The organism is Rubrobacter taiwanensis, from assembly GCF_004337705.1.
GTDB lineage: Bacteria > Actinomycetota > Rubrobacteria > Rubrobacterales > Rubrobacteraceae > Rubrobacter_C > Rubrobacter_C taiwanensis.
Genome location: NZ_SKBU01000010.1, coordinates 1 through 14,172 on the forward strand (window position 1 = coordinate 1; position 14,172 = coordinate 14,172).

A 14,172-nucleotide genomic window follows, 5' to 3' on the forward strand; every position below is an offset into this window, starting at 1 on the left:
GATAGCTATGGACGAGGGGTTGAACTTCGCCATAAGGGAGGGTGGCCGGACGGTTGGTGCCGGTGTGGTCACCCAGATCATAGAGTAGCAGTCGGGCGATGCCGGGGGCGGAACGGTGCGTCGTTCCGCCCCTGTACCTGGAGGGAGTGTTGTGCGACAATTAGTTACGCTAGCCTGCGAGGAGTGCAAGCGCAGGAACTACCACACCCGGAAGAACCGGCGCAACACGCCGGACCGCATAGAGTTGAAAAAATACTGCAGGTGGTGCCGGCGGCATGTAGTTCACCGGGAAACGCGGTAGAATCAGGGTACAGAGGGCAGTAGCTCAGTTGGTAGAGCAGCGGTCTCCAAAACCGCAGGTCGGGGGTTCGAGTCCCTCCTGCCCTGCTCGCGGCGGGCAAGCAATCGCTTAGGGAAGAGATGGCCACCAGGAAGAAGAGTCCCCCTTCGTCCAAGAAGGGTGCAAAGAAAGGACAGCAGAAGAGAGAGAAGCGGCGCTTCGGGAGCGGGGCGGTTCAGTTCGCCCGGGATGTGCGCAACGAGCTCAAGAAGGTCACCTGGCCGGACCGGGAGCAGCTGCAGCAGAGCACGATGGTCGTGCTTCTGATCGTCATCGCTCTTGGCATCTACATCGCCATCTGGGACTACATCTTCCAGAACCTTGCTCGTCTGATCTTCCTCTAGGGAGAGGTTTTGAAGTTGAAGAAGTGGTACGTGGTAAACACTTACTCCGGCCATGAGAACAAGGTAAAGGTCGCGCTCGAGCGCCGGATCGAGTCCTTCGGGATGAAGCGGAGCTTCGGGGAGATCCGGGTTCCCACGGAGCAGGTCGTCGAGATCAAGGACGGCAAGAAGGTTCCGACCACCCGGCGGCAGTTTCCGGGCTACATACTGGTTAACATGGAGATGAACGACGACACCTGGCGGGTGGTGCGCAACACGCCGGGCGTCACCCAGATCGTGGGTGCCGGGGACAAGCCGACCCCTCTGTCGAGGGCCGAGGTGGAGCGGCTGCTGCACCCGGGCGAGGTGGAGGTCGAGAAGAAGGTCAAGACGACCGTGGACTATCAGGTGGGCGAGACGGTGCGCGTCGTCTCCGGGCCGCTTTCGGACTTCACGGGCGAGATCTCCGAGATCAACGTGGATCAGTCGCGGTTGAAGGTGTTGGTCTCGATCTTCGGGCGGGAGACTCCGGTGGAGCTCTCGTTCTCTCAGGTAGCCAAGCTGTAGTCTACGGGCACGAAGCGAGGTGTTGCAGACGATGGGACGTCAGAGGGGCGGCCGCCGCCGGGTGGCCAGAAAGCTGAAGCTCCAGATTCCTGGCGGGCAGGCCAATCCGGCTCCGCCGGTTGGGCCGGCGCTCGGTCAGGCTCAGGTCAACATCGGAGAGTTCGTCAAGCAGTTCAACGATGCCACCCGGGACAAGATGGGTCAGATTATCCCGGTGGAGATCACGGTCTACGAGGACCGCTCCTTCACCTTCGTCACCAAGACCCCTCCGGCGGCCTTCCTGCTGAAGCAGGCGGCCGGGGTCGAGAAGGGCAGCGGCGAGCCCAACCGGCAGAAGGTCGGCACGGTCACCCGCGAGCAGGTCGAGGAGATCGCGAGGACCAAGATGCCGGACCTGAACGCGAACTCCGTAGAGCAGGCGGCGAAGATCGTCGAGGGCACGGCCCGGAGCATGGGTATAACGGTGGAGGGGTAGCGGCTGATGGCAGGCAAGAGGCTTCTTGAGCAGCGTGAGAAGGTGGAGAGGACCCGGCTCTACTCGCCCCGGGAGGCACTGGAGCTCCTGAAGGAGTTGGACGGGGCGGGTTTCGACGAGACGGTCGAGGCCCACATCCGGCTTAACGTGGACCCGCGCAAGGCCGACCAGATGGTGCGCGGCACCCTGATGCTGCCGCACGGCACGGGCAAGACCCGGCGGGTGGCCGTGTTCGCCGAGGGCGAGAAGGCCCGCGAGGCGGAGGAGGCCGGGGCGGACGTGATCGGCTCCGGGGATCTGGCCGACCGCATCAGGAACGAGGGCTGGATGGAGTTCGACGTGGCCGTGGCCACGCCGGATCAGATGCGGGTCGTCGGGCAGCTCGGTCCGATTCTGGGTCCGCGCGGTCTGATGCCGAATCCCAAGAGCGGGACGGTCACGATGGAGATCGGCAAGGCCGTGGAGGATATCAAGCGGGGCAAGGTGGAGTACCGGGTGGATCGCTACGGTATCATCCACGCCGTACTCGGGAAGAAGTCCTTCGATGTGGACCGGCTCGTCGAGAACTACTTCGCCCTGCGCGAGGAGCTGGTGCGGGCGCGTCCGGCGGCGGTCAAGGGCCGGTACATCAAGAGCGTGAGCCTGAGCACGACCATGGGCCCCTCGGTCCGGGTTGACCCCGCCGTGGAAAGGGAGTAATATCTGGCCGCCTCCCGGCGGGAGGCGGAGAGAACCGGATAGACCGAAGAAAGCCGGGACGGAGGTTTAATAGCCGGTACGGGCACCCGGCCGAGGTCGCAGAGAGCGCAGGGGATCGTCGTTGTGAGCCCCGGGGTCCTGTGGCCTCGGGGCTTGCGGTCTGTTGGAGGAGAGCAGGAGGGATGAAGAGAGAAGAGAAGGCACGGGTTATAGAGGAGCTGACAGAGAAGCTCCAGGGCAACTCCGTGATCGCCGTCAACTATCAGGGGCTCAACGTGGCCCGGAGCAACGAGCTGCGGGCCAGGAGCCGCGAGGCCGGGGTGGAGTTTCTGGTGGTCAAGAACACGCTGGCCCGCCGGGCGGCCGAGGCGGCCGGTGCGGAGGCTCTCTCGGAGTTCATGGTGGGGCCGACGGCGGTGGCGCTGAGTCAGGACCCGGTCGCGAGCGCGAAGCTTATGACCGAGATTGCGGGCGACGTGGAGACGTTCGAGATCAAGGGCGGCCTTCTGGATGGCGGGCGGCTGGTGAGCGCCGCGGAGGTGGAGCAGCTCTCCCGGCTGCCGGGCCGCGAGCAGCTGCTCGCCCAGGTGGTCGGCGGTTTCCAGGCCCCCATCGCGGGTCTGGTCAACGTGCTGAACGGCACCATCCGCAACCTGGCGGTGGTGCTGAACCAGGTGGCCCAGCAGAAGGGTGCCGGGAGCTAGGTATATCCGAGGAGGTAGAGAGTCATGGCGGTAAGCAAGGAAGAGATAATCGAGGCCATCGAGAACATGAGCGTGCTGGAGCTCTCCGAGCTCGTCAAGGAGCTGGAGGAGCGGTTCGGGGTCTCCGCGGCTGCGGTCGCTGCCGCGCCGGCGGCGGGGGTCGGTGCGGCCGGGGACGGCGCGGCGGCCGCCGAGGAGGAGCAGACGGAGTTCGACGTGATCCTGCAGGACGCGGGCTCCAAGAAGATCCAGGTTATCAAGGAGGTCCGCGCCGCCACCGGTCTGGGGCTTAAGGAGGCCAAGGCGCTGGTGGATGAGGCTCCGAACCCGGTCAAGGAGGGGCTCAGCAAGGAGGAGGCCGAGGAGCTCAAGAGCAAGCTGGAAGAGGCCGGCGCCACCGTCGAGCTGAAGTAGCGCGTCCAAGACAACTGTGTTACACTCCGGGCGTCGGCATGAGACCGGCGCCCAAATTCATCTTTCTCCTGCTTGACGCTACCCCTCGCGGGGGGTAGAATATCCGCTTGCGTGTTTGGCCGTTTCCCGACAGCTCATCTGGAGGAGAGGCAACTTTGTTGACCCCTGTTTCTCGCCGTCAGCGGCATTCGTATTCGCGGTTGCGGAGTGATTTTGAGCTACCCAATTTGATAGACATACAGCGCAGGTCCTTCGAGCGCTTCATGACTGAGGGGCTGCGCCGGACGCTGGATGAGATCTCGCCGATCGAGGACTACACGAACTCCTATGCGGTGGAGTTCGGGGAGTTCTACTTCGACGAGCCGCCGGTTTCGGTGGAGGAGTGTCTCTCCAAGGACAAGACGTATTCTGCGCCGCTTTTCGTGAAGGTACGGTTCGTCATCAAGGAGACCGGCGAGCTGCGGGAGCAGGACGTGTTCATGGGCGATTTCCCGCTCATGACCGAGTGGGGCACGTTCATAATCAACGGCACCGAGCGGGTCGTGGTGACCCAGCTGGTACGTTCTCCCGGGGCGTATGTGATGGAGCCCAAGGATCACGCCAAGCAGGTGCTTACGGCGAGCCTCATGCCGAGCCGGGGGTCTTGGCTGGAGTTCGAGGTTGAGACGAAGGGCATCGTCTCGGTCCGCATAGACCGCAAGCGGAAGCTGCCGGTGACGGTGCTCTTAAAGGCGTTGGGTCTGGGTGGGCCCGAGGAGATTTTGGGTCGGTTCGGGGATTCGTGGCTCATAAAGAACACGCTGGAGCGGGATGACACCACCTCCCGTGAGGAGGCGCTTCTGGAGATCTTCCGGCGGCAGCGGCCGGGTGAGCCGGTGAATCTGGAGAACGCCGAGAACCTGGTTTCGAGTCTCTTCTTCGATCCCAAGCGTTACGACCTCTCCGAGGTGGGGCGCTACAAGGTCAACAAGAAGCTCAAGCTGGATGTAGAGCGAGACGTTCACACGCTCACCATAGAGGACATAGAGGGGCTCTTGAGGCGGCTGCTCGAGATTGCGGAGGAGCTCGCCGAGGATCAGGAGTTCGGGCGCATCAACTACGAGCGCATCCGGCACCGGCTGGACGAGTACGAGCATCTGGGCAACCGGCGGCTCAGGACCGTCGGGGAGCTGGTGCAGGAGGCGTTCCGGGTCGGCATGTACCGGATGGAGCGGGTCGTGCGCGAGCGCATGACGACGCAGGATGTGGACACGATCACTCCGCAGAGCGTGGTGAACACCAAGCCGGTTGCTTCGGCGATCAAGGAGTTCTTCGGCTCCTCGCAGCTCTCGCAGTTCATGGACCAGACGAACACGCTGAGCGGGCTCTCGCACCGGCGGCGCCTGAACGCGATGGGTGCGGGCGGTCTCTCCCGGGAGCGGGCGCCGATCGAGGTGCGCGACGTGCATCCGACGCACTATGGGCGTATGTGTCCGATCGAGACGCCGGAGGGGCCGAACATCGGGCTCATCGGGCAGCTCGCGACCTATGCGACGGTGAACGAGTATGGTTTTGTGGAGACGCCGTACCGGAAGGTCGTGGACGGTAGGGTTACGGACGAGATCGAGTACCTCTCCGCCGACGAGGAGGAGGAGTTCACGATAGCTCAGGCGAACACGCCGGTGGACTTTGAGACCGGTGAGATCGTCGAGGAGCAGGTGCTCGCCCGGCGGCGGGGCGGGGAGGTCACGACCGTGGGGCCTGCGGAGGTGGACTACATGGACGTGGCTCCGCTGCAGACGGTCTCGGTGGCGACGGCCCTGATCCCGTTCTTGGAGCACGACGATGCCAACCGGGCGCTTATGGGTGCGAACATGCAGCGGCAGGCCGTGCCGCTCCTCAGGAGCGAGGCCCCTTATGTGGGGACCGGTATGGAGTTCCGGGCCGCTACCGACGCGGGCGAGGTCGTGCTGGCCCGCAGTGCCGGGACCGTCGAGCGGGTGAGCGCGAGCAAGATAACGGTGCGCCGAGAGGACGGCGAGCTGGAGGAGTACCGTCTGAGGAAGTTCGCCCGCTCAAACCAGGGGACGTGCGTCAATCAGCGGCCGATCGTCCGGGAGGGCGAGCGGGTGGAGGCCGGTACGGTGCTCGCCGACGGTTCCTCCACCAACGAGGGCGAGCTGGCTTTGGGCAAGAACCTGCTCGTGGCTTTCATGCCGTGGGAGGGATACAACTTCGAGGACGCCATAATAATCAGTGAGCGGCTGGTCAAGGAGGATGTGCTGACCTCGATCCACATCGAGGACTACGAGATCCAGGCCCGCGACACCAAGCTGGGGCCGGAGGAGATCACGCGCGACATCCCCAACGCCTCCGACGACGTGCTCATGAACCTGGACGAGGATGGCATCATCCGCATCGGCGCGGAGGTCTCTTCCGGGGACGTACTGGTCGGCAAGGTTACTCCCAAGGGCGAGAGCGAGCCCACTCCGGAGGAGAAGCTGCTGCGCGCGATCTTCGGCGAGAAGGCGCGGGAGGTCAAGGACTCCTCGCTCAAGGTGCCGCACGGCGAGGGTGGTGTGGTCATCGACGTCAAGCGGTTCTCGCGCGAGGCCGGTGACGAGCTGCAGCCGGGCGTCAACGAGATGGTGCGCGTCTACGTGGCCACCAAGCGCAAGATCGCCGAGGGCGACAAGCTCGCCGGGCGGCACGGCAACAAGGGCGTCATCTCCAAGATCGTGCCCGAGGAAGACATGCCCTACATGGCGGACGGCACCCCGGTGGATGTGATCCTCTCGCCGCTCGGCGTGCCGAGCCGGATGAATATCGGGCAGATTCTGGAGACGCATCTGGGCTGGGCTGCGAGCAAGGGGCTTGGGGAGAACGGCGGGGAGCCGGTCTATGTTTCGGCGCCGGTCTTCTCCGGTGCGACGCCGGACGACATCGCCGGGGCCATCGAGAAGGTGCGCGGCATGGACGGCAACAGGCTCCAGATGGGCCGGGGCGGCAAGGTGACGCTCTACGACGGGCGCACCGGCGAGCCGTTCGACAGCAAGATAACGGTCGGCTACATGTACATCCTCAAGCTGCTGCACCTGGTGGACGACAAGATCCACGCGCGCAGCACGGGGCCGTACTCGCTCGTCACCCAGCAGCCTTTGGGGGGCAAGGCGCAGTTCGGCGGCCAGCGCTTCGGGGAGATGGAGGTGTGGGCGCTCGAGGCCTACGGGGCGGCGCACACGCTGCAGGAGCTTCTGACCATGAAGAGCGACGACGTGGTCGGCCGGGTCAAGAGCTACGAGGCCATAGTGAAGGGGGAGAACATCCCCGAACCGGGAGTGCCGGCCAGCTTCAAGGTGCTTCTGAAGGAGATGCAGTCGCTGGGGCTCGCGGTCCGGCCGGTCTACAACGCCGAGGCTGCCGCCGAGGATCACGAGCGCAGAGACTGGGACGAGGCGGCCCGTGCGCTGGGCATAAACCTCACGCGGGAGGAGCCCACGGGGCGGCTGGACGACAGGCCGGACACCTTTAGTGCAAGGGAAGGGATGTAGTTGACGCTAGAGCGCGACATAGACATAAACAAGCTGGAGAAGATCTCCATCGGGCTTGCTTCGGCGGATGAGATCCGCTCCTGGTCGCGGGGTGAGGTCACCAAGCCGGAGACCATCAACTACCGGACGCTCCGGCCCGAGAAGGACGGCCTCTTCTGCGAGCGGATCTTCGGTCCGTCCAAGGACTGGGAGTGCTACTGCGGCAAGTACAAGCGCATCCGCTTCAAGGGCATCATCTGCGAGCGGTGCGGGGTTGAGGTCACGCGCAGCCGCGTGCGGCGCGACCGGATGGGCCACATCGAGCTGGCCGCTCCCGTGGCGCACGTTTGGTTCGTCAAGGGTGTGCCGAGCCGCATGGGCTATCTGCTGGACATCAGCCCCAAGGATCTCGACCGGGTCTTGTACTTCGCCAGCTCCATCGTCACCTGGGTGGACCGGGAGGCGCGGGCGAACGACATAGACGTTCTGCGGGAGCGGGTCGAGGAGGAGATCCGCCAGATCGAGGCCGACAAGGACGAGGAGATCATCCAGGCGCAGGCGCTGCGCACCAAGCGGGAGAGCGTGATCCGGGGCGAGAGCTCGCCGGATGAGCTCACCGAGGAGTACGCCGACGTACCCGAGGCGGAGCGCGAGGACGCCATAGCCCGGGTGCGCCAGGAGGCTGAGGAGACCGTCAGGGACATCGAGCGCTCCGCCGAGGAGCAGGTGGAGCTCATCCGGCGCGCCTGGGAGGCCTTTCAGACGCTGGAGCCGCGGGAGATCATCGACGACGAGGAGCTCTTCCGCGAGATGAAGGACCGCTTCGGGGACGAGTACGGCTACGGCGTGTACTTCCGGGGCGGGATGGGCGCCGAGGCGATCCGGGATCTGATCCGGCAGGTGGATCTGGAGGCCGAGGCCGAGGAGCTGCGGCGGATCATTGAGGAGTCGCGGGGGCAGCGGCGCCAGAAGGCTATCAAGCGCCTGAAGGTAGTCGACGCCTTCCGCACCAGCGGCAACGATCCGGAGTGGATGATCCTGGACGTCATCCCGGTGCTGCCGCCGGATCTCCGGCCGATGGTGCAGTTGGACGGCGGCCGCTTCGCCACCAGCGATCTGAACGATCTGTACCGGCGGGTTATCAACCGGAACAACCGCCTGAAGCGGCTTCTGGATCTCGGGGCTCCGGATGTGATCGTCAACAACGAGAAGCGGATGCTGCAGGAGGCCGTCGACGCCCTGTTCGACAACGGGCGCCGCGGCCGGGCGGTGACCGGCGCGGGCAACCGGCCGCTGAAGTCGCTCTCGGACATGCTCAAGGGGAAGCAGGGGCGCTTCCGGCAGAATCTGCTCGGCAAGCGTGTGGACTACTCCGGCCGCTCGGTGATCGTGATCGGCCCCGAGCTCAAGATGCACCAGTGCGGGCTGCCCCGCCTGATGGCGATCGAGCTCTTCAAGCCGTTCGTGATGAAGGTTCTGGTCGACCGGGCGCTGGCACCCAACATCCGGAGCGCCAAGCAGATGGTCGAGCGCCTCAGGCCCGAGGTTTGGGACGTGCTGGAGGACGTGATCAAGGAGCACCCGGTGCTCCTGAACCGCGCCCCCACCCTCCACCGCCTCGGCATCCAGGCGTTTGAGCCGGTCCTGGTGGAGGGGAAGGCGATCCAGGTCCATCCCCTGGTCTGCGCGGCGTTCAACGCGGACTTCGACGGCGACCAGATGGCGGTGCATGTGCCGCTCTCGCCGGAGGCGCAGGCTGAGGCGCGCGTCCTAATGCTCTCGACGCAGAACATCCTGCTGCCGGCGAACGGCTTCCCGATTGCCGTTCCCTCACAGGACATGGTGCTCGGGCTCTACTACATAACCTACGTGGACGACGACTTCGAGGAGCAGAAGCCCCGGGCGCTGCTCTCCGGCTACGACGAGGTGGAGGCCGCCTACAAGGAGGGGTCGCTCAAGATCCACGACAAGATAATCCTGCGCCGGGGCGGCGAGAAGATCGAGACCACGCTCGGGCGCGCGATCTTCAACGAACACATCGAGCAGAGGCTCGCGGACTACCTCGGCGACGCCTACGACCCCGCCGGATACGAGTACGTCAACTACGTGCTTACGAAGGGTGAGATCAAGGACCTCGTCGCCGGGTACGTGGACCGCTACCCGACCGAGCTGGTGAGCCAGCTGCTGGACACGCTCAAGGAGGTCGGTTTCCACACGGCGACCCGGGCCGGGATCTCCATCGGCAAGAACGACATCGTCGTGCCGGAGCAGAAGGAGGAGATCATATCCCGGTATGAGGGGCTGGTCGATGAGGTCGAGGAGCAGTGGGAGCAGGGCTTCATCTCCGATGAGGAGCGCCTCGAGCGGATGATCGCGCTCTGGACGCAGGCCAAGAACGAGGTGGAGGAGGCCATGAAGGCCAACCTCTGGAAGCTGAACCCGATCTACATGATGGCCAACTCCGGCGCGAGGGGTAACTACTCCCAGATCACGCAGCTCGCCGGCATGCGCGGCCTGATGACCAACACCAAAGGCGAGATCATCCCCGAGCCCGTGAAGAGCAACTTCATGGAGGGCCTCTCGGTACTGGAGTACTTCACCTCCACGCACGGTGCCCGGAAGGGGCAGGCCGATACGGCCCTCAGGACCGCCGACTCGGGCTACCTGACCCGGCGGCTGGTGGACGTCGCTCAGGACGTGGTCGTAAGCGAGGAGGACTGCGGTACCGACGGCTACGTAGAGCTCCCCCTCTATCTGGAGGGCGGCCGGGGAGATCTGAACGACTCGGTCAAGGCGCGCTACCTGGCACGCGACCTCGTCAACCCGGAGACCGGGGAGATCGTCGCCGAGGCCGGAACGGATATCACGCCGCGCCTCTTCGAGGAGTGGGGCAGGTCGCTGCCGCGCGAGACACTGGTGCCCGTGCGGACCCCGACGAAGTGCGAGAGCTCGCACGGTATCTGCCAGAGGTGCTACGGGCGGGCGCTCTCGACCTACCGGCCCGTCGAGGTGGGAGAGGCCGTTGGCATCATAGCGGCCCAGTCCATCGGCGAGCCGGGCACACAGCTCACCATGCGCACCTTCCACACCGGAGGCGTCGCGGGCGAGGACATCACGGCCGGCCTGCCGCGGGTGGTCGAGCTCTTCGAGGCCCGGCACCCCAAACTGGAGGCCACCATCGCCGAGATAGACGGCACCGTCTCGCTGGAGGATGCCGAGAGCGACCGGATGATCAAGGTGGTCATAACCGCGCCGGACGGCTCCGAGGCGCGGGAGTACCTGGTCGAGCGCCAGCTGCTGCGGGGCGAGATCGTGGAGGGAGCCGAGATCCGGGCCAACACGCCCCTCACCGACGGCTTCATCTACCCGCACGCCATCCTGCAGAACGACCTGCGCTACGGCCGCGGTACCACCGCCACCGAGCGTTACCTGGTCGACGAAGTACAGAAGGTCTACCGGGCGCAGGGCGTGGACATCCACGATAAGCACGTGGAGATTATCGTGCGGCAGATGCTCCGCAAGGTGATCGTCGAAGAGCCGGGAGACACCGGATTCCTGCCGGAGCAGGTGGTGGACCGCTTCACCGCCCGGGCGGAGAACGAGCGGGTCGAGGCCGAGGGCGGCCGGCCGGCCACCTTCCGTACGATCCTCATGGGCATCACCAAAGCCTCACTCGCCACCGAGAGCTTCCTCTCGGCGGCCTCCTTCCAGGAGACGACAAGAGTGCTCACCGACGCCGCTATGGAGGGCAAGGTCGACGACCTGACCGGGCTGAAGGAGAACGTGATCATCGGCAAGCTCATCCCGGCCGCCACCGGCCTGCCGAAGTACCGGCGGCTCACGGTGACCGTCGAGGGCTACGAGGCCGGTGAAGCGGACGACCTTGACATAGCCGCCTCTTAGCGGTACCATCACACGTCGCGGCTTTCAGCGGCCCCGCAGGGGCCGGGCCGCGGCGTGTGGCGTTGTAGAGGATTCTCCCCTGGCAAACGGAAAGGAACGGCGGTAGTCATGCCAACGACGAATCAGCTCGTGCGCAGAGAGCGTAAGAAGCCGCGCAAGAAGACGGCGACCCCGGCGCTGATGGGCGCGCCCCAGCGGCGGGGGGTGTGCACGCGTGTCTCTACGGTCACACCCAAGAAGCCGAACTCGGCGCTGCGCAAGATCGCACGCGTCAGGCTGACGAACGGGCATGAGGTCACCGCCTACGTGCCGGGGGAGGGGCACAACCTGCAGGAGCACTCGGTGGTTCTGGTGCGCGGGGGGCGCGTGAAGGACCTGCCGGGGGTCCGCTACAAGGTCGTCCGGGGAGCTCTGGACACCCTCGGGGTGAGCGACCGCAAGCAGGGCCGTTCCAAGTACGGGACCAAGAAGAGCTAGGAGAGGTTTGCTGTATGCCGCGTAGAGGAGCGCCGCCGAAGAGGGAGATCCCGCCCGACCCGGTCTACGGGAGCGTGCTGGTTCAGCAGCTCATAAACCGGGTCATGAAGGACGGCAAGAAGAGCCTCGCCGAGAAGATCGTCTACAACGCGCTCTCGATGGTCGAGGAGCGCACCGGCGACAACCCGGTGACCGTGCTGAACCAGGCGCTGGAGAACATCCGGCCGCGCCTGGAGGTTCGCAGCCGCCGGGTCGGCGGAGCCACCTATCAGGTTCCGGTGGAGGTGAACCAGCGGCGGGCCACCACGCTCGCCATCCGCTGGATGGTGATCTACGCCCGCCAGCGCCGGGAGAAGACCATGGGCCGCAGGCTGGCCGGTGAGATCCTGGACGCTAAGGATAACGTCGGAGCCAGCGTCCGCCGCAAGGAGGAGATGCACCGGATGGCCGAGGCCAACCGAGCGTTCGCACACTATCGGTGGTAGAAGGACGGGGTTGTAGAGAATGGCAGTATCCGTAGCTAAAAAGACACCGCTGCGCCGGGTCCGGAATATCGGGATCATGGCGCACATAGACGCCGGCAAGACCACGACGACCGAGCGTATCCTGCTCTATACAGGCCTCACCCACAAACTGGGCGAGGTCCACGACGGCAACGCCGTCATGGACTGGATGGCCCAGGAGCGCGAGCGCGGCATCACCATCACCAGCGCCGCCACGACCGTCTTCTGGGGCGGTACCGCTAAAGCTTCCAAGAACGGTAAGGACGGAGAGGTCCGGCACAGCCGCATTCAGGAGCCGCACCGGATAAACATCATAGACACACCCGGACACGTGGACTTCACTGTAGAGGTGGAGCGTTCGCTACGGGTTTTGGATGGGGCGATAGCGCTCTTCGATTCGGTTGCGGGGGTTGAGCCGCAGTCGGAGACGGTCTGGCGGCAGGCGGACAAGTACGGGGTACCGCGGATAGCGTTCGTGAACAAGATGGATCGCATTGGGGCGGACTTCTACAAGGCGGTACAGACGATGCGTGACCGCCTTGGGGCCAATGCCGTTCCGGTGCAGCTTCCCATTGGGGCTGAGGCGGATTTTGTGGGGATCGTGGATCTGGTGGAGATGAAGGCGATCATCTACAGGGACGATCTGGGCGCCGAGTGGGATGAGGTTGAGATCCCCGAGGAGATGCGGGAGTTGGCCGAGGAGCATCGGGAGGGGCTCATTGAGGCCGTTGCCGAGTGGGATGAGGAGATAATGCTCGCGTATCTGGAGGGGGAGGAGATAGATCCGGATGCTTTGCGGGCTGCGATCCGCAAGGCGACGCTGGAGATTCAGATGACCCCGGTCTTCTGTGGTTCGGCGTTCAAGAACAAGGGCGTGCAGCCGCTTCTAGACGGGGTCATAGACTACCTGCCGAGTCCGCTGGACCGGCCGCCTGTGCAGGGTGTCAACAAGAACGGCGAGCAGATCGTGCGCGAGGCTGACGAGGATGCGCCGCTCTCGATGCTGGCCTTCAAGGTGCAGAGCGATCCGCACGTGGGCAAGCTCACCTATGTACGGGTCTACTCCGGGACGTTGCGGGCCGGCTCCTATGTGATGAACACCACCAAGGGCATCCGGGAGCGCGTGGGGCGCATCCTGCAGATGCACTCCAACACGCGCGAGCAGCGCGATGAGGTATATGCGGGTGAGCTGGTGGCTCTCATCGGGCTCCAGAACACCGGCACGGGCGACACGCTGGTCTCGGTGGACGACGAGGAGCGGCCGGTGCTGGAGCAGATGGTCTTCCCCGAGCCGGTCATCTCGCAGGCCATCGAGCCCAAGACCAAGGCCGATCAGGAGAAGCTTTCGGAGGCTCTGCAGCGGCTCGCCGACGAGGACCCGACCTTCACGGTCAGGACCGACGAGGAGACCGGTCAGACGATCATCAGCGGCATGGGCGAGCTGCATCTGGAGATCATAGTCGACCGGTTGCTGAGGGAGTTCCGGGTCGACGCCAACATCGGCCGTCCGCAGGTGGCCTACCGCGAGACGATCCGGCGGCGCGTCGAGAGTGTGGAGGGGCGCTTCGTGCGGCAGACCGGCGGGCGCGGGCAGTACGGTCACGCCATCATCAACGTGGAGCCCAACGAGCCCGGCGCCGGCTATGAGTTCGAGAGCAAGATCGTCGGTGGCGTCATTCCCCGGGAGTACATCCCGAGTGTGGACAAGGGCATTCAGGAGGCGTTGGACAGCGGCGTGGTCGCCGGGTATCCGGTCGTGGACGTGAAGGTCGAGCTGGTAGACGGCTCCTACCACGAGGTGGACTCTTCGGAGATGGCCTTCCAGGTCGCCGGGAGCATGGCGATCAAGGAGGCCCTCAAGCGGGCCAACCCGGTGCTGCTGGAGCCGATCATGGCTGTCGAGGTCGTCGTGCCCGAGGAGTTCATGGGCGACGTGATGGGCGATCTCTCCAGCCGCCGGGGGCAGATTCAGGGCATGGACTCCCGCGGCAACAGCCAGGTCGTGCGTGCGATGGTCCCGCTTTCGGAGATGTTCGGCTACGCCACCTCGCTGCGCAGCAGGACGCAGGGGCGCGCGACGTTCACCATGCAGTTCGACCACTACGCCGAGGTGCCCAAGAACATCGCGCAGGAGATAGCGGAGAGCTAGAGAGAGAAGGGAGAGCAGGAAGATGGCCAAGGGGAAGTTTGAGAGGACCAAGCCGCACATAAACGTGGGGACGATAGGGCATGTGGACCACGGCAAGACGACGCTTACG

14 protein-coding genes and 1 tRNA gene are annotated in these 14,172 nt (G+C 65.0%); all 15 read left to right on the top strand.

Features of this window, described 5'->3' with window-relative positions; genetic code table 11:
- On the top strand, window positions 1–88 hold an 88-nt coding region (locus E0L93_RS05270; RefSeq protein ID WP_207890341.1), incomplete at its 5' end, for an EF-Tu C-terminal domain-related protein.
- Between the two features lie 63 nt (window positions 89–151).
- On the top strand, window positions 152–301 hold the full coding sequence (gene rpmG, locus E0L93_RS05275; protein WP_132689501.1) for a 50S ribosomal protein L33: 150 nt from the start codon (window positions 152–154) through the stop codon (window positions 299–301).
- A gap of 13 nt (window positions 302–314) precedes the next feature.
- A tRNA-Trp gene (locus E0L93_RS05280) sits at window positions 315–387 on the top strand.
- 33 nt (window positions 388–420) lie between these two features.
- Window positions 421–684 carry a preprotein translocase subunit SecE gene (secE, locus tag E0L93_RS05285; protein ID WP_132689504.1) on the top strand — a complete coding sequence of 88 codons (264 nt, stop codon included), beginning with the start codon at window positions 421–423 and terminating at the stop codon, window positions 682–684.
- A gap of 9 nt (window positions 685–693) precedes the next feature.
- Complete coding sequence (gene nusG, locus E0L93_RS05290) at window positions 694–1,230, top strand: transcription termination/antitermination protein NusG (RefSeq protein WP_243638121.1); 537 nt, start codon at window positions 694–696, stop codon at window positions 1,228–1,230.
- A 31-nt stretch (window positions 1,231–1,261) separates the two neighbouring features.
- Window positions 1,262–1,705, top strand: coding sequence for a 50S ribosomal protein L11 (rplK, locus tag E0L93_RS05295; RefSeq protein WP_132689507.1), 444 nt, complete (start codon window positions 1,262–1,264; stop codon window positions 1,703–1,705).
- Window positions 1,706–1,711: 6 nt separating this feature from the next.
- Entirely contained in the window at window positions 1,712–2,404 is a 693-nt protein-coding gene (gene rplA, locus E0L93_RS05300) for a 50S ribosomal protein L1 (protein ID WP_132689509.1), read from the top strand.
- Between the two features lie 182 nt (window positions 2,405–2,586).
- Window positions 2,587–3,108, top strand: coding sequence for a 50S ribosomal protein L10 (gene rplJ, locus E0L93_RS05305; RefSeq protein WP_132689511.1), 522 nt, complete (start codon window positions 2,587–2,589; stop codon window positions 3,106–3,108).
- A 24-nt stretch (window positions 3,109–3,132) separates the two neighbouring features.
- Window positions 3,133–3,522: a 50S ribosomal protein L7/L12 gene (gene rplL / locus E0L93_RS05310; protein ID WP_132689514.1), complete on the top strand. Its 390-nt coding sequence runs from the start codon at window positions 3,133–3,135 to the stop codon at window positions 3,520–3,522.
- 158 nt (window positions 3,523–3,680) lie between these two features.
- Entirely contained in the window at window positions 3,681–7,052 is a 3,372-nt protein-coding gene (gene rpoB / locus E0L93_RS05315; protein ID WP_279387447.1) for a DNA-directed RNA polymerase subunit beta, read from the top strand.
- Window positions 7,053–10,934 carry a DNA-directed RNA polymerase subunit beta' gene (locus E0L93_RS05320; protein WP_132689519.1) on the top strand — a complete coding sequence of 1,294 codons (3,882 nt, stop codon included), beginning with the start codon at window positions 7,053–7,055 and terminating at the stop codon, window positions 10,932–10,934.
- A 108-nt stretch (window positions 10,935–11,042) separates the two neighbouring features.
- Entirely contained in the window at window positions 11,043–11,411 is a 369-nt protein-coding gene (rpsL, locus tag E0L93_RS05325; protein WP_132689521.1) for a 30S ribosomal protein S12, read from the top strand.
- 14 nt (window positions 11,412–11,425) lie between these two features.
- Window positions 11,426–11,896 (top strand): 30S ribosomal protein S7, encoded by a 471-nt coding sequence (gene rpsG / locus E0L93_RS05330; RefSeq protein ID WP_132689523.1) that lies wholly within the window; start codon window positions 11,426–11,428, stop codon window positions 11,894–11,896.
- Window positions 11,897–11,915: 19 nt separating this feature from the next.
- Entirely contained in the window at window positions 11,916–14,063 is a 2,148-nt protein-coding gene (fusA, locus tag E0L93_RS05335; protein ID WP_132689526.1) for an elongation factor G, read from the top strand.
- A 22-nt stretch (window positions 14,064–14,085) separates the two neighbouring features.
- Window positions 14,086–14,172 (top strand): GTP-binding protein (locus E0L93_RS05340; protein WP_207890343.1); only part of this gene is annotated, 87 nt, incomplete at its 3' end.

Coding starts and splice junctions, on each gene's coding strand:
- secE (WP_132689504.1), top strand. CDS start 421: ATGGCCACCAGGAAGAAGAGTCCCCCTTCGTCCAAGAAGGGTGCAAAG.
- rplK (WP_132689507.1), top strand. CDS start 1,262: ATGGGACGTCAGAGGGGCGGCCGCCGCCGGGTGGCCAGAAAGCTGAAG.
- rplA (WP_132689509.1), top strand. CDS start 1,712: ATGGCAGGCAAGAGGCTTCTTGAGCAGCGTGAGAAGGTGGAGAGGACC.
- rplJ (WP_132689511.1), top strand. CDS start 2,587: ATGAAGAGAGAAGAGAAGGCACGGGTTATAGAGGAGCTGACAGAGAAG.
- rplL (WP_132689514.1), top strand. CDS start 3,133: ATGGCGGTAAGCAAGGAAGAGATAATCGAGGCCATCGAGAACATGAGC.
- rpsL (WP_132689521.1), top strand. CDS start 11,043: ATGCCAACGACGAATCAGCTCGTGCGCAGAGAGCGTAAGAAGCCGCGC.
- rpsG (WP_132689523.1), top strand. CDS start 11,426: ATGCCGCGTAGAGGAGCGCCGCCGAAGAGGGAGATCCCGCCCGACCCG.
- fusA (WP_132689526.1), top strand. CDS start 11,916: ATGGCAGTATCCGTAGCTAAAAAGACACCGCTGCGCCGGGTCCGGAAT.